This window comes from Exiguobacterium sp. s193 (genome assembly GCF_018618755.1).
GTDB lineage: Bacteria > Bacillota > Bacilli > Exiguobacteriales > Exiguobacteriaceae > Exiguobacterium_A.
In genome coordinates this window covers 81,198-107,137 of record NZ_JACSMR010000004.1, presented here as the reverse complement: position 1 = coordinate 107,137, position 25,940 = coordinate 81,198, and the positions used below count along the sequence as shown (strand labels likewise).

The 25,940-nt window shown below is 46.0% G+C and carries 22 protein-coding genes; 19 read left to right on the top strand and 3 right to left on the bottom strand.

Features of this window, described 5'->3' with window-relative positions; all coding sequences use genetic code 11:
- Positions 1 to 16: 16 nt before the first annotated feature.
- The gene (locus tag KNQ04_RS07775) at positions 17 to 793 is read left to right on the top strand and encodes a sulfite exporter TauE/SafE family protein (RefSeq protein WP_214849033.1); all 777 of its coding nucleotides are present in this window, start codon (positions 17 to 19) and stop codon (positions 791 to 793) included.
- A gap of 58 nt (positions 794 to 851) precedes the next feature.
- On the opposite strand, the gene KNQ04_RS07770 is transcribed toward KNQ04_RS07775, so the two are convergent.
- Positions 852 to 1,235 (bottom strand): DUF302 domain-containing protein, encoded by a 384-nt coding sequence (locus KNQ04_RS07770; protein WP_214849031.1) that lies wholly within the window; start codon positions 1,233 to 1,235, stop codon positions 852 to 854.
- A 184-nt stretch (positions 1,236 to 1,419) separates the two neighbouring features.
- On the opposite strand from KNQ04_RS07770, the gene msrB reads away from it, so the two are divergent.
- From msrB to KNQ04_RS07750, 4 genes are all read left to right on the top strand, one after another.
- On the top strand, positions 1,420 to 2,520 hold the full coding sequence (gene msrB, locus KNQ04_RS07765; protein ID WP_214849029.1) for a peptide-methionine (R)-S-oxide reductase MsrB: 1,101 nt from the start codon (positions 1,420 to 1,422) through the stop codon (positions 2,518 to 2,520).
- Between the two features lie 192 nt (positions 2,521 to 2,712).
- Positions 2,713 to 5,586: a S8 family peptidase gene (locus KNQ04_RS07760; protein ID WP_214849026.1), complete on the top strand. Its 2,874-nt coding sequence runs from the start codon at positions 2,713 to 2,715 to the stop codon at positions 5,584 to 5,586.
- 154 nt (positions 5,587 to 5,740) lie between these two features.
- Entirely contained in the window at positions 5,741 to 8,278 is a 2,538-nt protein-coding gene (locus KNQ04_RS07755) for an ATP-binding protein (RefSeq protein WP_214849024.1), read from the top strand.
- A 206-nt stretch (positions 8,279 to 8,484) separates the two neighbouring features.
- Entirely contained in the window at positions 8,485 to 10,008 is a 1,524-nt protein-coding gene (locus tag KNQ04_RS07750; protein WP_214849022.1) for a GGDEF domain-containing protein, read from the top strand.
- A gap of 261 nt (positions 10,009 to 10,269) precedes the next feature.
- On the opposite strand, the gene KNQ04_RS07745 is transcribed toward KNQ04_RS07750, so the two are convergent.
- Positions 10,270 to 10,902, bottom strand: a complete 633-nt coding sequence (locus KNQ04_RS07745) for a FusB/FusC family EF-G-binding protein (protein ID WP_214849019.1) — start codon at positions 10,900 to 10,902, stop codon at positions 10,270 to 10,272.
- 114 nt (positions 10,903 to 11,016) lie between these two features.
- On the opposite strand from KNQ04_RS07745, the gene KNQ04_RS07740 reads away from it, so the two are divergent.
- From KNQ04_RS07740 to KNQ04_RS07730, 3 genes are all read left to right on the top strand, one after another.
- Positions 11,017 to 11,745: a hypothetical protein gene (locus tag KNQ04_RS07740; RefSeq protein WP_214849017.1), complete on the top strand. Its 729-nt coding sequence runs from the start codon at positions 11,017 to 11,019 to the stop codon at positions 11,743 to 11,745.
- Between the two features lie 81 nt (positions 11,746 to 11,826).
- Positions 11,827 to 12,276, top strand: a complete 450-nt coding sequence (locus KNQ04_RS07735; RefSeq protein WP_214849015.1) for a general stress protein — start codon at positions 11,827 to 11,829, stop codon at positions 12,274 to 12,276.
- A gap of 38 nt (positions 12,277 to 12,314) precedes the next feature.
- A complete protein-coding gene (locus tag KNQ04_RS07730; RefSeq protein ID WP_214849011.1) occupies positions 12,315 to 12,764 on the top strand; it encodes a universal stress protein in 450 nt (149 codons plus the stop codon).
- A 61-nt stretch (positions 12,765 to 12,825) separates the two neighbouring features.
- Here KNQ04_RS07730 and KNQ04_RS07725 read toward each other — a convergent pair whose 3' ends face one another.
- Complete coding sequence (locus KNQ04_RS07725; RefSeq protein ID WP_214849001.1) at positions 12,826 to 13,020, bottom strand: hypothetical protein; 195 nt, start codon at positions 13,018 to 13,020, stop codon at positions 12,826 to 12,828.
- Between the two features lie 151 nt (positions 13,021 to 13,171).
- On the opposite strand from KNQ04_RS07725, the gene KNQ04_RS07720 reads away from it, so the two are divergent.
- From KNQ04_RS07720 to KNQ04_RS07675, 11 genes are all read left to right on the top strand, one after another.
- The gene (locus KNQ04_RS07720; RefSeq protein ID WP_214848999.1) at positions 13,172 to 13,615 is read left to right on the top strand and encodes a MarR family winged helix-turn-helix transcriptional regulator; all 444 of its coding nucleotides are present in this window, start codon (positions 13,172 to 13,174) and stop codon (positions 13,613 to 13,615) included.
- Positions 13,616 to 13,655: 40 nt separating this feature from the next.
- On the top strand, positions 13,656 to 16,325 hold the full coding sequence (locus KNQ04_RS07715; protein WP_214848997.1) for an MMPL family transporter: 2,670 nt from the start codon (positions 13,656 to 13,658) through the stop codon (positions 16,323 to 16,325).
- A 74-nt stretch (positions 16,326 to 16,399) separates the two neighbouring features.
- Positions 16,400 to 17,248, top strand: a complete 849-nt coding sequence (locus KNQ04_RS07710) for an MBL fold metallo-hydrolase (protein ID WP_214848994.1) — start codon at positions 16,400 to 16,402, stop codon at positions 17,246 to 17,248.
- A gap of 90 nt (positions 17,249 to 17,338) precedes the next feature.
- Positions 17,339 to 17,467, top strand: coding sequence for a hypothetical protein (locus KNQ04_RS15755; RefSeq protein WP_285801180.1), 129 nt, complete (start codon positions 17,339 to 17,341; stop codon positions 17,465 to 17,467).
- 193 nt (positions 17,468 to 17,660) lie between these two features.
- Positions 17,661 to 18,365 (top strand): hypothetical protein, encoded by a 705-nt coding sequence (locus KNQ04_RS07705; RefSeq protein ID WP_214848985.1) that lies wholly within the window; start codon positions 17,661 to 17,663, stop codon positions 18,363 to 18,365.
- A gap of 148 nt (positions 18,366 to 18,513) precedes the next feature.
- Positions 18,514 to 19,674 (top strand): ROK family transcriptional regulator, encoded by a 1,161-nt coding sequence (locus KNQ04_RS07700; protein ID WP_214848972.1) that lies wholly within the window; start codon positions 18,514 to 18,516, stop codon positions 19,672 to 19,674.
- 580 nt (positions 19,675 to 20,254) lie between these two features.
- Positions 20,255 to 20,737 carry a hypothetical protein gene (locus KNQ04_RS07695; protein WP_214848969.1) on the top strand — a complete coding sequence of 161 codons (483 nt, stop codon included), beginning with the start codon at positions 20,255 to 20,257 and terminating at the stop codon, positions 20,735 to 20,737.
- A gap of 29 nt (positions 20,738 to 20,766) precedes the next feature.
- A complete protein-coding gene (locus tag KNQ04_RS07690; RefSeq protein ID WP_214848967.1) occupies positions 20,767 to 22,077 on the top strand; it encodes an ABC transporter substrate-binding protein in 1,311 nt (436 codons plus the stop codon).
- 74 nt (positions 22,078 to 22,151) lie between these two features.
- A complete protein-coding gene (locus KNQ04_RS07685; protein WP_214848965.1) occupies positions 22,152 to 23,117 on the top strand; it encodes a carbohydrate ABC transporter permease in 966 nt (321 codons plus the stop codon).
- A gap of 13 nt (positions 23,118 to 23,130) precedes the next feature.
- The gene (locus tag KNQ04_RS07680; protein WP_214848963.1) at positions 23,131 to 23,916 is read left to right on the top strand and encodes a carbohydrate ABC transporter permease; all 786 of its coding nucleotides are present in this window, start codon (positions 23,131 to 23,133) and stop codon (positions 23,914 to 23,916) included.
- A gap of 27 nt (positions 23,917 to 23,943) precedes the next feature.
- Positions 23,944 to 25,938, top strand: coding sequence for a beta-galactosidase (locus KNQ04_RS07675; RefSeq protein ID WP_214848961.1), 1,995 nt, complete (start codon positions 23,944 to 23,946; stop codon positions 25,936 to 25,938).
- Positions 25,939 to 25,940: the final 2 nt, after the last annotated feature.

Here is a 25,940-nt window from a genome sequence, read left to right as displayed (position 1 = left end):
TAAAGGAGTGATTTACATGGAAATTGGTTTTATCATTACCATCTTCTTAATCGGTTTCGTCGGTTCATACATCTCCGGGATGTTAGGGATTGGCGGGTCGATCATCAAGTATCCGATGTTACTTTACATTCCGCCGCTGCTCGGATTTGCGGCGTTTTCTGCCCATGAGGTCGCAGGAATCAGTGCCATTCAAGTATTTTTCGCGACGATTGGCGGTGTCTGGGCGTATCGTAAAGGCGGTTACCTGAACAAGTCGCTGATTCTCTATATGGGGGGAGCGATTTTGATTGGGAGCTTCATCGGCGCATATGGCTCAAATGTCTTAGCAGAAGATACAATCAATCTTGTCTACGGCATATTGGCGTTGACGGCTGCTGTCATGATGTTCGTCCCGAAAAAAGGGCTCGATGACATTCCACTCGATCAAGTGAAGTTCAATAAAGGTATCGCAGCAAGTGCTGCCTTCATCGTCGGGATTGGCGCTGGGATCGTCGGTGCTGCCGGGGCATTCTTACTTGTCCCGATCATGCTCGTCATCTTAAAAATTCCAACGCGGATGACGATCGCTTCGTCTCTCGCGATTACATTCATTTCTTCGATTGGCGCGACCGTCGGTAAAATTACGACGGGGCAAGTCGATTGGGGTCCTGCTGCCATCATGGTCGTTGCGAGTCTGATTGCGGCACCACTCGGAGCGATCGCCGGGAAAAAGATGAATACAAAAATCCTGCAAGTGACACTTGCCGTCTTGATTCTCGCGACAGCAATTAAGATTTGGCTTGATATTTTATGAGCAGACAAAAAAACGAGTCGGTATCGTCAAAAGACGGAACCGACTCGTTTTTACTTACTTATTTGCTTGCATCGATGACGTGAAGCAATTGATCTTCGACTTCTTTTGCGACCTGTTTTAATTGTTCATCTTCCACGAGCGCAATCAATGCCGTCGGACGTGGCATCCCGATCTTCGTTTGACCCTTCTCCGTAAAGACCGCTAATTTACAAGGTAGGAAGTAACCGGCCCGTCGTTCAGCTGACAGGACACGATGTGCTTCTTTTGGGTTACAAACTTCGAGAATATGGTACTCGCCTTCAAAGTCGAGTCCCTTTTCATCGAGCTTGCCTGCTAAATCAAATTCCCAGAGGACACCAAATGAAATCTTTTGGAGCTCCTCTTTCAGCCGCGTGATGGTTTCTGCTGTTGAGTGTTCGGTCGTGACCGTATAATCAAACATCGATACCCCTCCTGGTGTTTAGTCTTAGAACTGTTCCCTTCTTTTTCAGTAAATAATCATTTAAGGACGGATGTGCGATTTTGAAGCATGCACAACGACAAACTATGTGAAATCAAGGTACATTAGAAAAAAGACATCTAACCATTCACCCGGAACGTAAGCTGTAAAAAGGAGGCGAAGGGAGATGAAGAAGCGGATGTTGACGATTCTATCCGTCGTTGCGCTGCTTGCCATCATGATTGGCGGGTATTTTGTTTTCCAGCAGCAACAGGCGAAATCGAGTGGAAGTAAAGAACTGACCTATGCGAAAGAGGAGACGGCGATTTTAGCAGGGGGCTGCTTTTGGTGTATGGAGCCGCCATTTGAGGAATTGAAGGGCGTAAAATCCGTCATCTCGGGTTATACAGGCGGCGATGTTAAAAACCCGACGTACAATCAAGTATCAGCAGAAACGACGGGGCACCGGGAAGCCGTCTTGATTACGTTTGACCCGGCTGTCATCTCGTACAAACAGTTACTCGACGTCTACTGGCGCCAAATCGATCCAACCGACCCGAACGGTCAATTCGTCGATCAAGGGGAGTCGTATACGACAGCGATTTTTTATACGGATGCCAAGCAAAAGCAGATTGCCGAACAGTCAAAACAGGACTTGGCAGACCGCGGCATCTTTGACGACAAAATCGTCACACCTTTGATTGAGGCTGGTCCTTTCTATGAAGCGGAAGCGTACCACCAAGACTACTACTTGAAAAGTGAAAAGAAATATAAATTTTACCGGGCGGCTTCCGGACGAGATGACTTCATCGATCGTCATTGGAATGATCAACCGAAACTCGACTTACCGAAGTATGACAAATTGACAGATGAACAAAAGAAAGCCAAGTTGACGGACATTCAGTATAAAGTGACACAGGAAGACGGGACCGAACCTGCCTTCGACAATCCTTATCACGACTTAAAGGCAGATGGGATTTATGTCGATTTGATTTCTGGCGAACCACTCTTCTCATCAAAAGATAAGTACGATTCGAAAACAGGATGGCCCAGCTTCAGTCAACCACTCGAGCCTGGGAACATCATTGAAAAAAGTGATTTTGCCCTCGGAATGAAGCGGATGGAAGTCCGGAGTCGTCATGGCAACGCCCATCTAGGTCACGTCTTTAATGATGGACCTGAACCAACCGGTCTGCGGTACTGTATGAACTCGGCTGCCTTGAAGTTCATTCCTAAGGAAGATTTAAAAAAAGAAGGGTACGGTCAGTACGTATCCGAATTTAAATGATTTCTGCAACCTATCCTTTCGTTTGAGAGGATAGGTTTTTTCTGGAAAAGTAGAACGAATCAGTCATTCGGCCGGATTCGCATTTCCTTTCGAAATTGTAAGGTAGAAATGCAAAAACATATTATCATTTTTATCCAAATAATGTTTATACTTGAGAAAAGTGCGATTTTATTTTTTTAAGGAGGAACATTAGTGAAGAAGTTGACGATTTGGCTCATGTTGAGCTGCCTCATCCTGACACTTGGTATGGGACCACTCGCTACGAAGACGGTAGCGGCGGACGAACTCGGACAGGCGATTGGATTGAAGGCCGGTCAAGAAACAGTCCTTGAGACAGGGACGAATGAAAAGAATACATATTGGTATAAGGTCGAACACCAAGCTGGAATTGAAAAAACAGCCTCACACTTCGAATTATCGATTGATACAGACCAATCGGTGGAAGTGGCAGCTTATCCGAGTGAAGAAATGGCAGCGAAAGATGAAACATTCGATCGTTACCGGGGCTACGCTGAACCCGATGAAAAAGACCCAACAAAACTTGCTGTCCCGTACGCTTGGGATGGTCCATATTATGTAAAAGTGGATTACTACCCGGAAATCGAAGAAGGAAAAACAACGAAAGCGGCCCATGTCAAATTGACGTACAATGACGTCAAGCTTGCAGTCGAGTATGAACCAATCAGCGATATCAGCTGTGCCGCGGAAGAAGCATTGAAGCAGACAGCAGAAGAAAAACCAATGCTAGCGTTAATGCATGCGATTCAAAAGCAAGTGTTGAGCCAGTCCGATCAAGGACGCAGCTTAACATCGCTCTACTACAAAGCATCACCTTATGTCGTCAAGGCCATCTTATTCAATAAAGATAAACGGGCGCAGGCCTATGAAGACTTGAAAACATTGAAACCGGCGATGACGGCACTTGTCAACGGGACGACGTACACGTTGTCAAAAGCAGATCAACAAGCTGTCAATCGCCTCTATACACTGACGCGTGACGCTTCGCCAGAAGTCATCGCAAGCGAAATCGATCAGTATGCAAAGAAAATGGACATCTCGGCGATTGGCGGAAGTACGTTAAGTGAAACGTTCGATTCACTTGGCATGAAGATTCAGTCGTCAGAAAAAACACGTTTCATCGTGAAGTTGAAACCGGGTCAGGCAAATCGTTCCATGAAAATTGCCGGTACGTCGGCAACTGACGTCGAGCGTCTATCGCTTGGAAAAGCAGGTGACTTCGTCATCGTCACGGAAGATCCGACTGTCAAAAGTCAAACGGCCACTGCATTAAAACAATCATTAAATCGTTCGTCTGCCGTCGAGTACGTCGAGAAAATCCAGACGTACCGGGCAACAAGTGATATCAACTTTGATTACCAATGGGCGTTAAATAAGAAGGCACTCGTTGAACAGTTGCCGGATGTCGGAATCGGCTTTGAACAATTCATCCAAAGCCCAATTAGTAAGACGCTCGCACCGGTGACGATTGCCGTCATCGATACGGGAGTCGATTACCGTCTAAAGGATTTACAAGGCAAAGTCGACATCGCAAATGAAAAAAACTATGTGGATGTCAATGGACAAGGCGATGCGCTTGACGACAATGGTCACGGGACGCATGTCTCCGGTGTCATCGCAGCCTCACTTGAAAACGAATATGGAATTCGCGGCATTCATCAAGCTGCTAAAATCTTACCGATTAAAGTATTGAATGCGAATGGTGAAGGCGAGACGGATGCCATCGCACTCGGTATTAAATATGCGGTCGATCACGGAGCAAAAGTCATCAACATGAGCCTTGGTGGCGGCGAAAGCCGGACGATGGCCTACATGATGAAATATGCGGCCGAGAAAGGCGTCACGGTCGTTGCAGCATCAGGAAATGAATACGACAGTTACGTTGGTTTCCCAGCAAGTTCAGAATATGCGATTTCTGTCGGGGCAACGAATCCGCTTGGCATGGTCGCCGACTATTCGAACTACGGTTATGGACTGGATGTCGTTGCACCCGGATCAAAAATCGCGAGTCTCGTCCCGGACGGCAACACGGTCTATATGGACGGAACAAGTATGGCGACCCCACACGTCACGGCAGTCGCCGGCATCTTGGCGTCACTCGATGCGACACTTAAACCAAAAGAAATCGAAAATATTTTACGGACAAGTGCCGAACCACTCGCTTTTGAAAACCCGAACGATTGGTATGATGATGAAGAAGACATGGAAGATGAGTATCCGCCAGGGAAAGCACCCGAGAAGTTACCGGCTTACGTGAGTCCGGTCGCAGGTTACGGAAAAGTCAGTATCCCACGTGCGATTTCTCAGTTGCACTTGAAAGGCAAAGTCAATCCGGTCTATGACAACAAACTGCTCGTCAGCGGGAAAGTCAAAACCGGAACAAAAGTCGAAATCTGGTCAACGAAACGTCTTGCTTCGACAGTCGCAAAAGCAGGTACGTTCTCTGTTCAAATCCCACGTCAAACAAAAGCGACAGTCTTAACAATCCGTTATGCAAATGGAACGGATCTCACTTCGGAACGGACAGAAGTTTTAGCAGGGAAAGCACCGACCGCACCGAAAGTCAATCCGGTCCTTGCAGGTGCAAAAAAAATCTCAGGTACGGCGATTTCCGGTGGGAAAATTGTCGTCAAAGATGTTAAAAACAAAGTGGTTGCAACAGGTCTAGTCGATGCCAAAGGCAAGTTCAGTATCAAATTACCGAAACAAGCAGGCGGCTCCCGTCTTGCTGTGACGGTCCTCGACATTGCAAAACGTTCGAGTAAACCAACTGTTGTGACGGTAGTAGCACCGCCCGCAGCACCAAAAGTTAAAACATTCTACAGTAACCAAACGAAACTGACCGGGACAGGTGAGAAGAAAACACGTGTCTATGTAAAAAATGCGAAACAGAAAGTCATCGCTAAAGGGACAGTTACTTCAAAAGGAACGTTTTCAGTAAAAATCGCGAAACAAAAAGCAGGAACGAAACTATCCGTCTATCTGGTTAATTCACACAAACAAACAAGCTTGAAAACAGCAGTCACTGTCAAAAAAGCAAAGAAATAATGTGTTAAGAAATCCTCTTCCGGTTTGCTGGGAGAGGATTTCTTTTGAGTCCATTGTTTTTTAAGGTATTTTTCGGTAGAATATGCTATTTTAAAGTAACTGAAACCAATTAAAAAGATGCATCATCCAGAGTGGGTGATGAGGAGGATATTTTATGATCAAGTGGATTCGGAGACGAATCGGACGCCAGTTACTCGCAGTCTTTTATGCCTTATTGCTGTTAGTATCGGTAACATCTTTTTTTGTTTATGACTATATGGAGGCTCGGATTGAATCATCACGGGCGGATCTTGAGATGATTAGTGAGAAAAACCGACGGGCGGATACGTTATGGGACAATTGGCAGACGGTCCAGTTCGGATTGCGTGGATTCGTGATTTTCGGAAATCAAGAACGGTTTAATGAAATTGAAGCGTTACGGACAGAAATAAAAAGTGAAACGGATTGGTTTGCTCGTAGGGCAGATACCGATCAAGAAGAAGAATTTTCCGCACAGATGGGAAATCTTTATGATTTGTACTACGGTGCGTTATTTCCGCTTACACAATCGTATGTAACGGAAAAAAAAGAAAATCGAATCAATGAAGATTTCTTACAAGGCAACAGCCTGTTTTCTTTACCGATTGCGAAACGTCTTGTGGAGCAGGGACAAATTAAACCGACGGCAGATGGATCGATTGATATTACACCGGATATCGCAAAAGCTTCGTCGGCACTAGAAGAATACCGGGATGACTTGCAACAACGACAAGAAGCTGCCGTCTTAAAATTGCGGAATGAAGTCGCCAAGACACAATGGATCTGGATTTCGAGTATTCTTGTTTTGGTCAGCTTTATTTTATTGTTTGTTCACCCATTCATTCGTCGGATGACGAAACAATTATTCCGATTGATTGATGACAATCAAAAATTGACACGAAACGAACCGATTGAGGTCGATCCTTCCGCCGGTCAGCGTCCGGATGAAATCGGATTACTCCGCGCTTCGTTCAATCAAATGGCGATCACGACAAATACGCATAAAGATGCGATGCAAGAAAAAAATGAAGAACTGCAAGCACAAAGTGAAGAATTACTTGCCCAACAAGAAGAGTTACAAGCCCAACAGGAAGAACTCGAAGAAGCCTACCTGTCGACAAAACAGAATGAAGAAAAGTTGAAGTTACGCAGTGAATTAACGGAAGCATTAGCAGTCCGTGAGACGGTAGAAGCCTATCCGTCAATCGTTCAAAAAATGATTGATATTACGGCTTCTGAGTACGGGGCATTACTACTCTACGAAGAGGAAGACTACATCGGTGCGACGACGAATGGTATGAAAACCAGCCATTTAGAAGCATTGCGAACAGATGACACTTCTGTCTTAAACCGAATGCTGTTAGGGAACTCAATCGTTCAATCTGAAAAACGAGTCGATCGGACAACAGATATTCCATATGCTTTTAACACACATGAAGTAGCATTGCCGATTTATGACCCGTCAACCGGCCAGTTGATGGCTGCCATTTATTTAGTACGCTACAAATCAGCGTATAAAAAACAACAATTGCTTGATATGCGTGATTTTTCGCAACAAATGACTTTATCGCTCTTGCGCACACGTTCGTATGAAGAGATGAAACAAGAAAAGAAAAAAACAGAACAAGTCCTGGATTCGATTCGGGAAGCCATCATTTATCTCGAAGATGGAAACGACGAACTATACGTCAACCGACCGTTGTTTGACTTAATTCCAGAATTGCAATCAGAATTTACGAGCGACCGTACCTTATCGTCCGGTACTTACGTGATTGAAGTGATGCGAAGTGTTGTCGATAACCAAGTGATGTTTGATGAATATGTCACACTGATTCGCTCAGGCGTCGTGCCACCAGATAAGTTTCAGTTCGATGTGCGCAACAATACGGCACACCTCGAAGTGTATACAGAACGGATTGATATCGAAGGTGGATGGAAAGGGGTCATCCTCGTCATCCGGGATATTACCCGGGAAACAGAAGCGGATCGCTTAAAGACAGAACTCGTTTCAACCGTATCACATGAGCTGCGAACGCCACTTTCATCCATTTACGGCTTCACGGAGTTGATGTTGAACCGTGAAATCGATGTCATCAAACAGAAAAAATATTTAGCGACGATTCATGATGAGACAGGGCGGTTGTCGAACTTAGTGACCGATTTCCTTGATGTGCAACGGATGCAGTCCGGGGCGCAATTGTATCAAAAGAAAGAGCTTGATTTATATGATGTCACGAAGCGGGTCATCAGTGTGTATGCGGCTTCAAGCATTCGTCATTCCATTGAACTTCATCAGTTGACGGCGACGTTACCGCATATCGTAGCAGATGAAGACCGGATCAAACAACTACTCAGCAATCTCATCAATAATGCCATCAAGTATTCACCAGAAGGTGGAAAGATTGATGTAACACTTGATACGAGTGACGAAGACATCATCATCCGGGTCGTAGATGACGGAATCGGAATTCCACATCATGCCTTTGCTCATCTGTTTGATAAGTTTTACCGTGTTGATAATTCAGATACACGACGAATCGGGGGAACCGGACTTGGATTGTCCATTTGTAAGGAGATTGTGAAAGAGCATGAAGGAACGATTCATGTCGAGTCGGAAGAAGGAGTCGGAAGCATCTTTACGATTCTTTTACCTTTACAAGTAGTGGCTAACTAAAAAATAGTTAAAGAATGATATGAAGGATTGCCATCGACATTTGATGGTAATTCTTTTTTCTTTTAAATACAAAGCATTTAAATATAAAATAAAGATAAAATAAAAAAATATTTTAAAATAATAAGGAATAAAGGTTAAAAATAAAGAGTTTCGACCGATAATTTTATAGGACAATTGAACTATATGAAAAAAGGAGGGGGAAGACGATGCGTAAATCAATTTACATTTTAATAGTGGGATGGATCGCGAGCCACTTTATCTGGTTGAGTGTTGTCGGTACATCCTCTGACCTTGCTCATTTAGGAAATAGCTTTTTTACGACCGGAGGCGCCTTGATTTCTTCTGTGATGTTGGTCAGCGCAATCCGCAAGCATGTGTCGCGTCGATTTACAAGACGGCTTTTTTTATTATTACTTTTAGGAAACGGTTCATTAGTAGTTGGTGAATTTGGTCAACTGTTTCTGAACTTACAGCGAGCTGAACGATTCGGACCGTTTGATTGGATTGATTTTGTCTTTAGCCTACAAATCATTTTTTATTTGGTTGCCTTTTTTTATTTTCTTTACAATCGTCGGGCACAAATCAATCTGCGGTTTTTCTTATTTGATGAATTGATCATCTTGATCGTCGCCGGGGCAATTTCTTGGCATTACATGATTACGCCATATCTGGAGGATGCCGGTACATTTGATATCGAGGCATTGTTGTTGATTCGCTATCCACTTGGAGATTTACTTTTTCTCGGTGGAATGATCATTTTATTTTTCGGTGTGATGAAGCGTGGAAATAGTGCTTCGTTGCTGTTGATTTTGTTAGGGTTTCACCTTCAATTACTAGCAGACCTGCTGTATATCGTGCTGTATCGAGGGTCGTTCCCGATTTCCGCGATGTGGCTCGACCCGATTTGGCTTGCAACAACCTTGACTGTTGGTGGTGCAGCGATTTTATTTGATGCTGATGAACGCCTCACCGATTTTCGGTTAAACCGGCGTGTGCTGGACTGGATTCGTCTGATTACGCCATATATATTTTTATTGATTTTATTCATTACAATGGCGCGTCAAGCCGTTAGCTTAAACGGATTGACGATTGGTTTGATGATTGCGACACCGTTGTTGATTTCAAGGCAACTCCGGATTGTGATGGACAATCAACGGTTGCGGGAAAACTTAGAAGCAAAAGTCGAAGAACGGACGGCAGCTTTAGAACAAGCACTCGAAGAAATGGAACACATCGCCTACCATGATGCGTTGACGAACTTACCGAACCGGTATCTGTTTGCACGACTCTTTAAAGAAGAATTACGACGGGCAGCCACGCATCAACGTCTTGCGGCGCTCTATTTCATTGATGTAGACCACTTTAAACAAATCAATGACACGTATGGTCACCAGATGGGTGATCAACTGATTATCGATCTTGCGAGCCGTCTCGAGAAACGTTTGCCGCATAACACGGTCATCTCACGTCAAGGTGGCGATGAATTCGTTGTTTTATTATTCGACGTGAAAGAGAGTCAGGAAATCGATGAGTGTGGGGAACAGTTAATCGAATTGTTCGAGCGTCCCTTTATTTTACAGGACACACCGGTCTTTATGACCGCAAGCATCGGTTGTGCGATTTATCCGACCCATGCGACGTCACGGACAAAGTTAATCGAACAAGCAGATCTTGCGATGTATGAGGCGAAGCGCCGCGGGAAAAACCAATTTTTTGTTCAAGTCGACTAACGAAAGACTGACTAGCATTGAAAAAAACATGTTCTACAAATGACTGTGACTCAAACGGGAATCCCTCTTTTTGAACAGAAAGTTTCCTCCGGTTAGACAAAAGACCCGACCTTCTGCCTTTAGTCGACAGGAGGTCGGGTCTTGCTTATGTCTGACAGCATACGGTAAACGGAATCATCAGCGCTTCTTGCGGTGAGGATGACATGAACCGTCCGTCACTCAGATTGATGTTGAAGCGGCTGTTGAGTCAGCCCCTTCGGATTACTTGGCATTCGTTAAGAACTTTTCAAGATCTGCTGTATCCGTAATCGAGGCATTGCAGTGATCCCCATCGATACACATGTAGTTCCCGACTGCCCGGTAATGCTCAGCAGTCGGTTTCGAGCGGATTGAGATGAGCGTGACATCATTATACGTCTTACAAACGGAGCAAATGCCTTGTTTGATGCTCGGCAAATACGTACTTTCAAGACCGAGCCAGCTGTCGCCAAGTCGATAAACAAAAAACTTTTTCTTATTGCCCGTATCGTTCCAACTCAGATAGGTTGTCGCTGAAAAATCAATCGTTTCCATTGGTGGAAGATGAAGTTTTTTTGTCTTCGGAAAAAGGCGACGGAGTTCAGCTTCCGTGATATCGGGAAACGGTTCGATGAACGGACGGAGTTGATCGAGATAAGACAGCAGGTGGTGCTCGGACGAGTGAGTTCGGATCAACATCAAGAGTTCCTCTTGTTCCGGTGACAAGACGGGAATCAAATCAAATATTTTTTTCGTTGCACTATAGACGACAGCATCTCGGACATCAGGATCATGAACGGTCGCCAATTGTTGGGTCAGTAATTCAATTTGATTTCGAATGAAATTGTACTGGTAGGGCTTGATGAATGGTTGCATTGGGACATCACTCCTTTGTACGTCCATCGTACCTGAATCCGTTTCGTGAAGACAGTTTTTTTGTTTTCAGGCATGTGTCAGGGGGAATTGGTTACATAAGGAGGTGTGCAGGACATGTTGTCACTGACGGGACTTCGTTTACTCAATTTCCTGACGTTTTTATTTGTCTTATTGGCACGTGTCGTCTGGTATGATGCACCGCCCGAGTTACCGTTAGCCATCAAGCCGGCACCATTCGTCGATGCGATTGTCGGCGTCGTCTATACGACCTTGTTGATTTGGTGCATCCGCCCCGTTAAAGGTTATCCGGCAGATCGGACGCTGTTGCTTGATATTGGTGGTTGGTTCAGTTTAACGATGCTGAGTCTTGGCGTGAGTTCCATCGTTGGCCCGCCGTGGGAACTTGTTTTTATGACGATTTCGTTTATCAGCCTTTGTCTTATTTATATCAAAATTCAACAGCATCCGAATCGTTCCCCGTGGATGCGTTCCCCGTTTTCAGTATTTCTGGCCTGGGCAAGTGTCCAAATCTTAATTTTACCGTTTCGGATTTTACGCGATTTTCGGTTTGAGGAATTATTCGGCTTGAGTGTTTCCGTGTGGACGACGATCATGTTGATTGCCTTCGCCTGCGGTGTCTTACTCTTTACGTTCCTTCATATGGACTGGGTGTTTGGATTAGTCATGGTATGGTTTTACGCCGGTTTGTTCTTTAACGGCCGGCTATCACTCTTGCAACAGTTGATTGTAGTGGTTACGACTTTAGCAGTCCTGACAGCGGTCATCGTCGTCTTTCGAAAGCGTCAAAAATTGTTTTCGCAACAAAAAAATCCGCTTTCTTGATGGAAACAAACAGTTTCTGTCATTGCTTTTCATTTTTTCGGGTATATCCATTATAGAAGTGAAAAAGGGGGAGTTAGTCAGATGGGGAAAAAACAATTTATCGGAACGTATGAAAATGAGACGGATTTGATTCGGGATATCGAGGATTTACACTTTAAAGGATATTTGGAAGAAGACCTTTATGTTGTCTTGCAAGATAAGACAGACATGGCGATGTTACGTGGACAGTCGGCGGCACAACTCGTTTCAGGTAAACGGACATTGTTCGAACGGTTCACGGGAAAACCGGCGACGGAAGAAGAAATTCGAGCGGCCTTTACTTCACTCGGATTAGCGGATGGGGAAATCGAACGTCATGTCGTCGGTGTCCGGCATGGTGCGTATGTCTTGTTCGCCGATCAAGCAGGTGAAGAGCGCCCGACACCGTCACCGAAAAGTATTCTCGAGACGGAACCGGAAGGCATCGAAGCTGAACGGAAACTGGATCATGAAAACCGTGCGCTGGAAAATGAGAATGACCGGACGTTCTAAGAGACCTGTTTTTGTTTGAATGGAAAGGGTGAATCACGATGGACAGCCATTATCATACAATCTTGGTCGCGGTTGATGGGTCGAAAACGGCAGATGTAGCGTTCGAAAAAGCCGTTCAATTCGCGAAACTCGACCATGCGAAGCTCGTCATCACACACGTCATCGACATTCAAACCTTTGCGAACGTCCGTGCCAATCAACGTTTCATCGATCAAAATGTCACGGAATATGCACAAGAATTGCTTGAAACGTATGAAAAAAAAGCGCGGGCAGCTGGCCTCGAGACAATCGAACTCGTCATCGAGACCGGTTCACCGAAGACGTTGATTCCGAAAGTCATCGCTCCTCGCGTCGGGGCAGGACTGATTGTTTGTGGTGCTGTCGGCATGAACGCGATGGAGCGTATCATGATCGGAAGTGTCTCAGAAAATATCGCGCGGTATGCGAAGTGCGACATTTACATCGTCCGTCCGAAAACAGTGAACTAACCAAAAAGATCAGCAGCCTCTTAACGGTAATCGCGTAAGAGACAGCTGATCTTTTTTTAGTTCATTTCGTCAGTAAATAATAAAATACACCAAGGACGATCAAGATGATCGGCAATAAGATTAAATACATCCAAACCATGTTGGTCGCCATTTTTTTGTTGCTGTAGCTTTCTTCATTTCGACTGCGTCCGACCATGAGTGTAAAAATAAGTCCGATGATGCAAATCACAAGGGCAATCCAAAATAAAGCTGTCATTCTGTTCCCTCCTTATATGTACCAGGTATGAGTTCTCTTTCATCATATCGAAAATTGGAACGGTCTGTTTGTTTAATTGTGACAGTTTGAAGTTGACGCCAGCTAGTTGAGGGTCTAAACTAATCCTAACAGTTTAGGGGGTAAACTAACAATGAAAGAAAATCTTCGGGAAGCCGTCCTTCTGTTTGAAGAAGTGATGATTCACGGGACGGAACGTGTACTGAAGTCTGTCGATTCTCCTGTCTGGCGTGTCTATTCACCGGAACAACTTCATTTATTAAAGCTCGTCGGGAAGTATGGACCGATTGCCTCAGGTCGGATTGCCGTCATGCAAGGCGTCCATAAAAGTGCGATTTCGAACCGTCTTAAGAAATTAAACGAAAAAGGACTGGTTGAAGTCGAACGAGCAGAAGATGACCACCGGACGAAACGAATCGTGTTGACACAGGTCGGGCAAGCTGTCGTCGAAGAATCAAACCAAGCGATATACGATTACTTGGAACAATTGATTGACGGCAAGGTCGAAGATGATGAAATTCAACAGTTTATCGAAACGTTCAAAAAAGTCAAATCGATTTTAAAGATTGAAGATTAAAGAGCAGACCAAAAATAGAACTAGAAGAGGTGGAGAGGGAATGCGACAAATCGTCAAGTGGCGCTGGCCAATCGTCATCGTATTATTAATTGCGACAGTCGGTCTATTTTTAGCGGCACCGAATTTATCAAAACAGGCAGAAGACGCAGGAGCGATTCAGCTCGCGAGTGATACGGACTCGCAGCGCGCAGCCGATATTTTAAAGGCCGCCGGAGCAAGTGAAGAAACAATTTCACTCGTCATCCCGTTGAAGGAAAAGGTGACCGCGTCCGATCGGACAGACATCGGTCAAATCGTGACGGATTTAGAAAAACTCGACAAACCGGTGACAGGTGTCTTGGATCCGTTCGAAAGTAAAGAAACGGAAGGACAACTTGTCTCAAAAGATAAGAAAACCGTGCTCGTTCCGATTACAGTCGACGGGTCACAAGAAGAGATTTCAGCGCTCGCGGAAAAAATCCGTGCAGATGTCCTCCCGGACGATCGGACGATTTATCTGACGGGTGAATCGTTGATCAATGCGGACGTCAACAAAAGTTCGCAAGAAGGGCTAAAACGGACGGAGTTGATTACCGTCGGCTTGATTTTCGGCTTATTGCTAATTGTCTTCCGGTCCATCGTCACACCATTCGTTCCGCTGCTTGCAGTCGGCGTGACGTACTTGATGAGCCAATCGTTTGTAGCATTCTTTGTTGATTGGTTCGGTTTCCCGGTCTCGAACTTCACACAAATCTTCCTCGTCGCGATTTTATTCGGGATTGGGACGGATTATTGTATTTTACTGTTAAGTCGCTACAAAGAAGAACTGACAGCTGGCCATGACGTCGAGACAGCGATCGTCAACACGTATAAAACAGCAGGTCGGACATTGCTGATCAGTGGAATCGCCGTACTCGTCGGATTCTCGGCAATCGGATTCGCGGATTTCCCGATCTTTAAATCATCGGTCGCAGTTGCGGTCGGGATTGCTGTTTTACTCCTCGTCCTGTTTACGCTCGTCCCATTCTTCATGGCGACACTCAAAGAAAAGTTATTCTGGCCATCGAAGAGTGCCGCGAGTCATCGCGACAGTAAGCTATGGGCCCGTTACGGCGGTCTTTCGATTCGCCGGCCATTGCTTGCGATGGCGATCGTCGCCATCATCACGGTCCCGACACTCTTTACGTATGATGATGATCTTTCATTCAATACGGTCGATGAGATTGGGGAAAAATACGAAACAGTTAAAGGGTTAAACGCGATTTCGGACGGATTTGGTGCTGGTGAATCGCTTCCTGTCAACGTCATCCTCAAGGACGATAAAGATATCGTGACGGAAGAAACACTTCCTTACGCAGAACAATTGAGCCGTGAGCTCGTCAAATTAGACGGTGTCAAATCCGTCCGGTCGCTTTCAAGACCGACGGGTGAAGTCATCCCGGATTTATATGTCGACCGTCAACTCGCTCAAATTGCGGATGGGGTCAAAGACGCAAATACAGGTCTTGGTGAAGTCAGTCAAGGATTGCAAGAAGTCGAGAAAAACCTCCAGTCAATCAGCGGGCAACTCCCTGCCGGAGATGAAGCGACAACTGGTGCGACACAACTGCAACAAGCAGCAGACGGTCTCGGTCAAATCAATCAGCAGCTCGGTGCTGTCGGTCAGGGACTTCAAACGACACAAAACATTCCGCAAACGGTCGGTACCTTGTCTGCCTTATCGGAACAGTTGACACAAATCGAAACCGGAATTGCGCAAGCAGCAACGGGGATTGAGCAACAAGGGGCACAAGCCGGACAGCTTGGTGGTGGATTGACACAGCTTGCTGACGGCGTAGGTTCGGCAAACGACGGCCTCCAAAAAATCGAAGACGGGTTAGGCGATGTCTCGGATATTCTGGCCGAGATGGGGGATTCGAAAACGATTCGCGGGACGGGGATGTTCATTCCGGCCGGTACGTTAGAGAATAAAGACTTTAAGCCGGTCATCGAACGTTATACAATTGACGATCAAACAGGCTTAAAGTTTGAAGTCATCTTAAACGATGATCCGTATTCACCGAAAGCGATCGAAACGGTCGCAGCCATCAAAAAAACGACAGCAAATACGTTAAAGGACACACCGCTTGAAGAAGCAAAAGTGGCCTACGGTGGAATCTCAAGTATCAACAGTGACTTGAACGATACGTCAAAAGCTGACTTTTCACGGACAGTCGCCATCATGATCGTGAGTTTGTTCATCGTCCTCGCCATCATGTTCCGTTCGCTCATCATGCCGCTTTTCATGATTGGTTCATTGTTACTGACGTACTATACGTCCGTCTCGATTGCCGAGTTGATTTTCGTCAATGGGCTTGGATATGACGGCATCAGTTGGGCTGTTCCGTTCTTCGGCTTCGTCATGCTCGTTGCCCTTGGCATCGATTACTCAATCTTCCTGCTTGATCGCTTCCGTGAAGAAACGATTAATGGACTTGAGACGAAAGAAGCGATGTACGTCTCGATGAAGAAAATGGGTTCAGTCATCATTACGGCAGCCATCATTCTCGCGGGGACGTTCGGTGCGATGATGCCGTCTGGTGTTCTCAGTCTCGTCCAAATCGCGACAATCGTCATCACGGGACTACTCTTATACGGATTGATTGTTTTACCGCTCCTGATTCCGGCGATTACCGTTTCGTTCGGTTCAGGTGTCTGGTGGCCGTTCCGTCAAAAACAAAATAAGAAGTAAAGGCATTAAACTGGTCCATCCGTGCATCATCCGGATGGGCTTTTTCGTTATACTACAAGCAGGAGGCGATGAAGATGCAACAATTTAACCAATTGGCGAACCGGATTTGGTATCAAACACCGGTCAGTGAAACAGATCGCCCGATTTTAGGGTTGATCGTCGGAGCAAACCGCAGTCTGATGATTGACGCAGGAAACTCGAGCCGGCATGCGGCACTGTTTTTAGAAGAAGTGGAGCGACAGGGCTTGAAAAAACCGGATTTACTGGCATTGACCCATTGGCACTGGGATCATATTTTCGGACTAAAGGAAATGAACCTTCCGGCAATCGCGACGAAGCGGACGACCGCCCGAATCGGACAGATGTTAGATTATGATTGGACGGATGAGGCACTCGAAGCACGGATCGAGCAGGGAATCGAGATTCCGTTTTGTGCCGATGCCATTAAGCTCGAGTTTGGTCCGACACGTGATATTACAATCGAAGTACCAGATATTCAATTCGAGGGAGAACTTGTCATTGATTTAGGGGATGTAACATGCATTCTCCGCGAAGTCGAAAATGACCATTCACCCGGTAGTCTGCTCGTTTACATACCGGAAGAACGTGTCTTATTTTTAGGGGACGCGATGTATGCTGATATCTTTTCGGCGAAATGGAACTATACGGTCGAGCGAATGACGTTGCTACTCGATACAATCGCAGAGTATGATGCAGCGTATTATGTCTGGTCGCACGGTGAGGCGATGCCACGCGAAGCGTTCAAACAAGAAGTCGCCATGTTACGTCAGGCGATGGATGTGACGGAGCGAGCAAGCGGGCAGATTTCAGAGATGCGTCGCTTGTACAAAGAAATGGTCGGCCGTGTGTTAACGGAGGATGAAGAAGAAACGCTCGTCTTTTTTGCCAATGGTGTAAAATAACTTTTGGCGTTAAAGAAGGAATCAATCCCTACTGCAGCGAAATGCTTAAATATGTGAAAATATGGATAGTGAAGAAAGGGAGTCGTTCAGATGTATCCTGAGAAAAAAGATCGTAACGAAACAGCAAATCGTGTCTTTTTTGGTACGGGAGGGTTCTTTGCCGTCTTTCTCGTCATCGCTATGATTTTATACGTCTTATATGATTTGTATGTGCAATAACTTATGAGGATACGTCTACCGTAACCTAATCCTGTATTACATTTTTCAGTTAAAAAACTCATGTAAATACAAAAAATCTTCCTCCGACTACAGTGAGGGAGATTTTTTTCGTTTTTAGGGGAGTGCAAGAAAACCAAAAATTGGGTATTTATCAACATAGGACACTGGAAGAATTTTACGAAGGAGGCACAACATGAAACGCATCCAGATTGCCGACTTTGATCGTCGTATGCCCTCGATTGAATTACGGGAGACGACGCATTACTATGAAGCTGTTTTTGTACCTGATTATGAGGAGCATTACCCATCGACCCAGGTGCGGACGATTCAGCTGGCCGATATTTGTGTCAACTTAATTGTGATGCCGGAAAAAACATATTTAGTCTCAGCCCTATTTTTGAAACCTGTCGAAGTAACGGATGTCGTAGCATGGATGCGACTGTATACGATTAGTTTCGCGCAAGCAGACGCATCAGGATATTATGTCGAACAGGCGGATGAGATTCTTGAAATCGTATTATACCAAGGCAACCCCATCGTCATCGCGACGAGAGGGGACGACCGACTTTATTATGAGACGAAAGGAGCAATCGAGGTGCGGCGAGCGACAAATGAAGGAATCGGAAAAAAACCGTTATTGTATTTAAACGGGGAGGCCTGGTTCGGTGTTCCGCGTCTGGAGTTCAATCCGAAGCAAGATGAACTGCATGTGAACGGGACGTTCCTGTTTGCTGATTATATGGATGTCTATCAAGGGCACGTCGGTTTTTTCCGTCAGGGGACACCAGATTTACCGATTGTGTTATTAGTCGGACAAGCCATCATCGAAATGGAATTGACAGAGAATCCAGATGGTAGTCGGATTTTAGTCATTGAACAACCGTATGATGAAGCATGACATATGTAGATGCAGAACCGTCTTCTTTGCTGCGCCAGTGAAGAAGACGGTTTTTGGTTTGAGGAAAAGGATTGAAACGGGACGGTGAAATCCCTTACAAAATATGCGAAGATAGAAAAAGAGAAGGCAAGAGGGGATGAGGGGAAGCATGACGAAAGAGACACCACGTAATTCAAAATGGATGCGCTCCTACAATCGGGCACTCGTACTGCGTTTAATTCGAATGCATCAACCGATTTCACGGGTCGAACTCGCACAACGGACGAATTTGACGAAACCGACCGTATCAAATATCGTCAGTGAGTTAATTACCGATTTGCTTGTGACGGAACGGGAACTGGGTGTATCGAACGGGGGGAGAAAACCGATTTTGCTCGAACTGGTCGCGACGGAACAATATGTCATCGGAATCGATGCGACGAGTCATCGCTTCATTGGCGTCATCGCTGACTTGAGTGGAAACACGATCCAGGAAGTCGAAACGATTGGACAGTTTGACACAAATGAGGACATGATTGATGCGATTAGCCAGCTGTGTCAGGAATTGATTACAGCGACGAACGGTGTTGGGACTATTCATGGAATAGGGATTTCTGTCCACGGGATGGTTAATCCGGAAACCGGTGTCATTTTATTCGCACCTCGTTTCCATCTCCATGATGTTGAATTAAAAACACATTTAGAAAAACGTTTTCCCTATCCCGTCTTCATCGAGAATGATGTCCGGGCACTCGCCTCGTTCGAACTGTTATTTGGTGAAGGCGTCGGTGTCGATCAATTCTTCTACCTTTATGCGGGAGAAGGGATTGGTGGGGCATATGTCCTCGGTGGGAAACTGATTGATGGGGAAAACCACATCACGGGTGAAGTCGGGCATATGCGTCTTGATTTGGACGGACCGATCTGCTCCTGCGGGAACCGCGGATGCCTGGAAGCATTGGCAGGAGAAAAAGCACTTTTACGTGATTTTGAAGTCATCGATCCACAAGTACAGACATTAGCGGAACTTCGGAGTCGTTTAGCATCAGGGGATGAACAAGCCATCCGTGCGTATCACCGGGCAGGCGAATATATCGGAATCGGGGTATTGAACACGATTCATCTATTGAATCCGAGACGGATCTTATTAGGGGGGCCGATGTTTGAACGGGCACCAGGAATCGTCGAACAAATCAAAGAACGTGTCGCCCATACGGCACTGACGACAGCTTCGCGTCATACGGATGTGAAAATGGTTCCGTGGAGTGAAAAGCAAGGTGCACTCAGTGCGGCTGCCTTAGCGACAAATAGTGTCTTTCAAACGATTTAAAGTATAAACTACTTCCTTCGATATGACGGAAGTAGTTTTTTTGACTGTAGGCAAACTCTTATGAAGCGTGAAAATGCGATAACGAGAAGCAATTAGTTCGCGCTTCTCTGTCTCGCTTCATCTTCAAAGCGGCAATCGGTCTAAAGCGATTCAAGACGGATTGCGCTTTAAATCGTCTGCATGCCTGGATTTCTCTCACGGTATGACCTAAAAAGCGTCACGTTTCGTTGACTCCTACGGGAGAAAGTACATTTTTAACGCACTTTCAGAGGCAGGCAAGACCCTGCTCGTTGTCCGCTAGGATCCAAGGAGCAACGGCTTGCGCCTCGCCCGAGGAAAGCAACGAAAAAGACGCTTTGTAACGGCCGCAGTTATCAGGACTTCACGCAATCTCGAGATAACCCCCAAAAAGCCCAAAAAATAATTTATGAAAACGTTTACAAATGTAAAAGTCATATGCTATAGTCAATTTAAAGATAGATAATAAATTTAATTTACTAAGTTCACATGCAAAGTGGAGGTGGATGCGGACCGGCAAGGGCTGGTCGGGCTGAAACGGAAAGAAGGAGGCATCGCGCCGATGGAAACAAAGGATCCATGGGTTTCCTACCGTGAAGCTTTTGGGCGTTACGGAGCCATTCGCGGCTTTTATTATGATCGTCAAACGCAACGGATGACTGAACAACAATTAGGGGATGAACGATCGCAAGCGCAGGATATCGTGCTCGTCCGTCCACGACAAGATGGTGTCTTTCAATTCCGCATGTCGTCGGTAGAAGGCGTATTGACGATTCGTTCTTCCGAATTACATATTCGAAAAAATGAGAGCGGATACATCGAGTTACGTGCCTTGATGCAACAAATGCGGACGGCAGGGTGTTTAACGCTCGGTGGAGAATTTTATTTATTCGTCGCATGTGAAGTCGATACACTCGATTACCGGTTACGTTTGATTGCACGCGTGTTGATTCGGCTACAGGGAATGCCGATTGAACAGGAAGTGATCGAAGCATGGTGTAAACAGGCGAAGCATGAAGGGGAACAAGTTCGAAAATATGCATGATACTTACACACACAAAGGGGATCAATCAGATGAAATTCAAAAAATCAAAAATTTTAGCGGCAGCTTCTGTTCTTACATTATCAGCATTACTCGCAGCTTGTGGTGGCGAAGATGAAAAACAGACGACAACAAAAGACGGTAAGACCATCGTTACCTGGTGGGGCTGGGCACCACAACCAGAAGCCGGAAAAGCTGTCGTCGATGCGTTCAACAAATCGCAAGACAAATATTCGGTTGAATTCAAACGTTACAGTGAAGACTATGAAAAACAACTTCAAGTCGCGATGTTGTCAGGTAAGGGACCAGACATCATTGGTCTGAAGGAACCGATGATTCAACAGTACAAAGACCGTGTCGTACCTGTCGATTCATACATGGATAAAGCTGCCGGAAAAGGCTGGAAAGACAAGTTCGTTGAGCTCGGAACGGAACAGACGACACTCGACGGTACACAATATGCCGTACCGATCGGTTTCACGGGACAAGCATATTTGATGTACAACAAAACGATGCTTGATAAATACGGCGTCACACCACCTAAAAACTATAAAGAAACAGTCGATGCTGTCAAAAAAATCAAAGCGTCGGGCGATAAAGTCATTCCATTGATGCTCGGAGCAAAAGATGCGTGGATCGATATCGATGTCTACAATGTCTTAAGTCACCAAGTCGCACCAGGTTACATTCAAAAAGTATTATCGGGTGAAGCAAAATGGACAGACGACGAAATGGTCAAAACAGCGCAAGTCTGGCAAGATCTGTTCGAAGATAAAGTCTTCCAAGAAGGAGCACTTGGTCTTGCGACTTACAACGACGGCATGAACCAGTTCTTCGATAAAAAAGCAGCGATGTGGGTCATCGGTTCATGGGAAGCCCACTCGATGACGACAGCTGAGAAAAAAGATAAATGGAAAATTAAAGATGAACTTGGATTTGCACCACTTCCTAACCTCGCAGGTGGAACAGAACAACCGATCATCGCATCAATCGATATGGCACTTGCTGTCAACAAAGAGTCGAAACAACAAGAAGGTGCTGCTGAATTCATCGCCTACATGAGTCAAGGTGAAGGACAAGAAGTCTACATGGGCGAGTTTGAAATGGCGCCGGGTATTAAAGACGTCAAGATTGATTCCGATTCAGCTTTCACAACGGAAGGTGAAAAAGAATCATACAAAATGTTGAATGATACGCTTGCTGAAGCAGTCGCGAGCCGCGGAATTCGTGATACGAAATTGAACGACATCCTCGGTAAGGAACTTCAAAACATCGCAACAGGCCAAGATCCGAAAGAAGCACTTCAACGTGTGCAAGATGCTGCGGATAAATCGGCAAAATAAGCAATCGACAGCGAAGTGGTACGCCTTGCGTATCACTTCCTGATTTTTGGACAAGAAGAAAGTGAGGAATCAACATGCAGACAGAGCGACAGGAATTGCCGATTAAACCAAAAGCTGAGCCGCTGAAACCAGCGTCGACACGTTCACCTGTTCCAAGAAAAAAAGGTAAAAAGATGAAACGAAATATGGTCGGTTGGGCATTCGTCGCACCAATCGTCCTTTTCGTCGTCAGTTTTATCTATTATGGCATTTTCTATAATGCCTATAATTCATTTTTCTCATGGGATGGGATTTCGTTCGATAAAGCATTTGTTGGTCTGTCGAACTATACAGAGATGTTCGGTGACCCGGACTTTTATCTCTCGTTAAAAAACACCTTCATCTTCACGGTTTTGACGGTGACGATTCAAGCAGGGATTGGACTTGTCCTCGCGTACTTCCTGCATACACAAGGACCGTTACGGACAGCAATGAAATCTGTGTTCTTCTTCCCGGTCGTCTTGAGTCCCGTCGTCCTCGGGGCAGCGTTCTCACAAATTTATGATTTCCAGTTCGGTTACATCAATGAATTTTTACGGGCGATTGGACTCGGCAGCCTTGAGCAGAACTGGCTCGGAGATCCGGATATCGCACTTTATTCCGTCATTGCCATCAATATCTTCCAGTGGACAGGGTCATCGATGGTCATGTACTACATGGCGATGTTGACGATTGAAAAAGAAATTTTCGAAGCCGCAAAAATTGATGGAGCAGGGTTCTTCCGGACACTGTGGAGCATCGTCTTCCCGAACTTAAAAGGAACGACGTTTACCTTATCGATTCTCGGTGTCATCGGTGGACTGAAGACGTTTGATTTAGTCTGGATCACGACAGCCGGCGGACCGGGATCGTCAACCGAGTTCATCTCGACCTACTTATTCCGAAAATCGATGTTACAACAAGAAGTTGGTTTCTCAAGTGCTGTCGCCATCGTCTTACTGACGATTGCCTTGCTGATTACGTATTTCCAACTGCGGATTCAAAAGAAAATGGATAACTAAGGAGGAACAAATCATGAATGTAGAATCTAAAAAGAGTCGGTGGCTCATCAACCTTGTGCTCGCACTGGCTTCCATCGTCTGGTTGTTCCCGATCTTCGTCATGTTTAAAGAAAGTTTACGTATCAACGGCTTTGAAAACTACATCGCGACTTTACAAAATCCGAACTTTCCAACGTTCGTTTTCAATAGTTTTTTTGTTGCCTTCTTCATGATCATCATCTCGATTACGATTCTTGCGTTTGCAGCGTTTGCTTTTTCAAAACTCGAATTCGCAGGAAAACGATTGTTGTTCAACATGGTCCTTGCCGGTTTGATGTTGCCGGTCGCTTCGATGATCGTCCCGCTATTTTTCACGCTTCGTTCATTTGACGGACTGAACAACCACTGGGGGTTGATTGGGGCGGAAGTTGCCTTTTTCCTTCCATTCGGTCTGATGCTCATCAAAGGATACTTTGATGAACTGCCAAATGAATTAATGGAAGCAGCATATATCGATGGTGCGACGATTTTAGAAGTCTTCTTCAAAGTCATGTTGCCGCTCGCTAAACCGGCGCTCGCGACAGCTTTGATCTATGCCTTCCTCAACTCGTGGAACGAGTACTTGATGGTCTTGACCTTCATGACGGATCCTGCTTACCAGACGGTCACGATGGCACCTAGTTTCTTCAAGGATGCACTTGGTGGAGATCCGGGTAAAATCTATGCCTCACTCGTCTTAATCAGTTTACCGACGATGGTGTTCTACATCTTCTTCCAGCGTTTCTTCCAAAAAGGAATGACAGCTGGTGCAGTAAAATAACGCGTTTTTTTAGTCAGGGGGAGCAGCATGTATTTAGGAGTCGATTATTATCCGGAGCAAACACCACGTGAGTTGTGGGAGGAAGATTTTTGTTTGATGAAAGAGCTGGGGGTCAATGTCGTCCGGATCGCAGAATTCGCGTGGACGATGATGGAACCGGAAGAAGGGGTTTATGACTTCGAATTTTGGGATGACATCGTCGCGCGCCTCAGTGACGCGGGCTTCGATATCGTCCTCGGGACACCGACGGCGACACCACCCGCTTGGATGTGTCACCGCTATCCGGAGATTCTGCCGGCAGACGAAAACGGTGTGACGATCAGCTTCGGAGCCCGTCGTCACTACACGGTTCACAGTGAGACGTATCAAAAGTTCTCCGTTGCGATTACGACGGAAATGGCGAAGCGGTACGGGAAACATCCACGTGTCATCGGTTGGCAGACGGATAATGAATATGGTCATGAAAAGTCGGACCGCTCTTACAGTGATGTCGACCGAGCTGCCTTTCAGGTCTGGCTCAAGAACCGCTATGGCACGCTTGACGCATTAAACGAGACATGGGGAACGGTCTTTTGGAGTCAAACCTATACAGCATGGGAGCAAATCCCCGTCCCGCGTAAGGTCTACCAAGAACATAGTCCAGCCCTGCTCGTCGATTTCGACCGATTTTGTGCCGACGGGTATACCCATTACAACAAGCTGCAAGTCGATGCCTTACGGGAACATATCCATCCGGATGCTTTCATCACACATAACCTCGTCTACAGCGATATGGCTGTGAACCAACAGCAGATGGCGCAAGATCTTGATTATGTTTCATTTGATAACTATCCCGTCTGGGGCGGATTACCGGAACCGAACCGTTTCGAGAAGATGGCGAGTGATCACGACCTCTGCCGTTCATCGAAACAGGGCAAAGGCTTTTGGGTCATGGAACAACTTAGTGGTGCACAAGGTTGGAGTAAAATCGGATACTTACCACGCCCGGGTCATATTCGCCTCTGGACGTATCAAGCCGTTGCGCGTGGTGCGGAAGCCATCGTCTATTTCCGCTTCCGGGCCGCCTTGTTCGGGACGGAAGAATTTTGCCACGGCATCATCGACCACGACGGGAAACCGAAACGGAAATTTGCTGAAGTCAAACAGATTATGACGGAACTGAATACGTTTGGTGACGAGATCAATGCAAGTACGTATCGAGCGGATGTCGGTGTTTATTTTGATCAAGAAAATGTCTGGGCCTGGACCCATCAACCGCACAGCGATGCGTTTGATTTCCGGACCGAGTTCGTCCGTTTTTACGGCGGAGCTGTCCGCAAGCAGGTTGCGACGGACATCGTCTTCCCGGGCGACGCGCTTGACGGCTACAAATTGATCATCGTGCCGCTTTATTTCTTGACGAACCCGACGTTCGATCAAGCATTGATTGATTACATGGAACAAGGCGGCCACGTCATCTTTACGTACCGGACAGGTGTCAAGGACCCGCATAACAATGTCATTCCGAAAACACTGCCTGGGAAATTCGCGACATACGCAGGGATTGAAATCGATGAATACGAATCTCTTCAGGCCGTTCAGGAAAACCGGATCGAAGGAATCGGCGCTTTCAGCGGACAATCGTCACCGGCACGGCTGTGGTGCGATTTGATTACACCGACGACGGCAGAACCGCTCGCCGTGTATCGCGATACATTTTATGACGGGGTCGCAGCCGTCACACGAAATCAATATAAAGGAACGGTGACGTACATCGGGGCGTCTATCGATGATGCGATGATTGATACGATTTACGCGCAAGCCTTTGAAGAAGCAGGAATCGAGACGCTTGAAGTGCCGGACCAGGTCGAAGTCGTTCGCCGTCACGGGGAAACACGCGATTTCGTCTTCCTGATGAACCATGACACAAAAGAACCGAAACAAGTCACGCTCGAAGGAACATATCAGGAGCTGACGACGCAAGAGACATACAGTGGAACAGTGACACTCGCACCGCTTGCGACACTGATTCTGACGACGTAAGG

Coding starts and splice junctions, on each gene's coding strand:
- KNQ04_RS07720 (WP_214848999.1), top strand. CDS start 13,172: ATGAAAGAAAATCTTCGGGAAGCCGTCCTTCTGTTTGAAGAAGTGATG.
- msrB (WP_214849029.1), top strand. CDS start 1,420: ATGAAGAAGCGGATGTTGACGATTCTATCCGTCGTTGCGCTGCTTGCC.
- KNQ04_RS07710 (WP_214848994.1), top strand. CDS start 16,400: ATGCAACAATTTAACCAATTGGCGAACCGGATTTGGTATCAAACACCG.
- KNQ04_RS07685 (WP_214848965.1), top strand. CDS start 22,152: ATGCAGACAGAGCGACAGGAATTGCCGATTAAACCAAAAGCTGAGCCG.
- KNQ04_RS07695 (WP_214848969.1), top strand. CDS start 20,255: ATGGAAACAAAGGATCCATGGGTTTCCTACCGTGAAGCTTTTGGGCGT.
- KNQ04_RS07770 (WP_214849031.1), bottom strand. CDS start 1,235: ATGTTTGATTATACGGTCACGACCGAACACTCAACAGCAGAAACCATC.
- KNQ04_RS07725 (WP_214849001.1), bottom strand. CDS start 13,020: ATGACAGCTTTATTTTGGATTGCCCTTGTGATTTGCATCATCGGACTT.
- KNQ04_RS07690 (WP_214848967.1), top strand. CDS start 20,767: ATGAAATTCAAAAAATCAAAAATTTTAGCGGCAGCTTCTGTTCTTACA.
- KNQ04_RS07735 (WP_214849015.1), top strand. CDS start 11,827: ATGGGGAAAAAACAATTTATCGGAACGTATGAAAATGAGACGGATTTG.
- KNQ04_RS15755 (WP_285801180.1), top strand. CDS start 17,339: ATGTATCCTGAGAAAAAAGATCGTAACGAAACAGCAAATCGTGTCTTT.
- KNQ04_RS07705 (WP_214848985.1), top strand. CDS start 17,661: ATGAAACGCATCCAGATTGCCGACTTTGATCGTCGTATGCCCTCGATT.
- KNQ04_RS07745 (WP_214849019.1), bottom strand. CDS start 10,902: ATGCAACCATTCATCAAGCCCTACCAGTACAATTTCATTCGAAATCAA.
- KNQ04_RS07680 (WP_214848963.1), top strand. CDS start 23,131: ATGAATGTAGAATCTAAAAAGAGTCGGTGGCTCATCAACCTTGTGCTC.
- KNQ04_RS07775 (WP_214849033.1), top strand. CDS start 17: ATGGAAATTGGTTTTATCATTACCATCTTCTTAATCGGTTTCGTCGGT.
- KNQ04_RS07750 (WP_214849022.1), top strand. CDS start 8,485: ATGCGTAAATCAATTTACATTTTAATAGTGGGATGGATCGCGAGCCAC.
- KNQ04_RS07755 (WP_214849024.1), top strand. CDS start 5,741: ATGATCAAGTGGATTCGGAGACGAATCGGACGCCAGTTACTCGCAGTC.
- KNQ04_RS07715 (WP_214848997.1), top strand. CDS start 13,656: ATGCGACAAATCGTCAAGTGGCGCTGGCCAATCGTCATCGTATTATTA.
- KNQ04_RS07740 (WP_214849017.1), top strand. CDS start 11,017: ATGTTGTCACTGACGGGACTTCGTTTACTCAATTTCCTGACGTTTTTA.
- KNQ04_RS07730 (WP_214849011.1), top strand. CDS start 12,315: ATGGACAGCCATTATCATACAATCTTGGTCGCGGTTGATGGGTCGAAA.
- KNQ04_RS07675 (WP_214848961.1), top strand. CDS start 23,944: ATGTATTTAGGAGTCGATTATTATCCGGAGCAAACACCACGTGAGTTG.
- KNQ04_RS07700 (WP_214848972.1), top strand. CDS start 18,514: ATGACGAAAGAGACACCACGTAATTCAAAATGGATGCGCTCCTACAAT.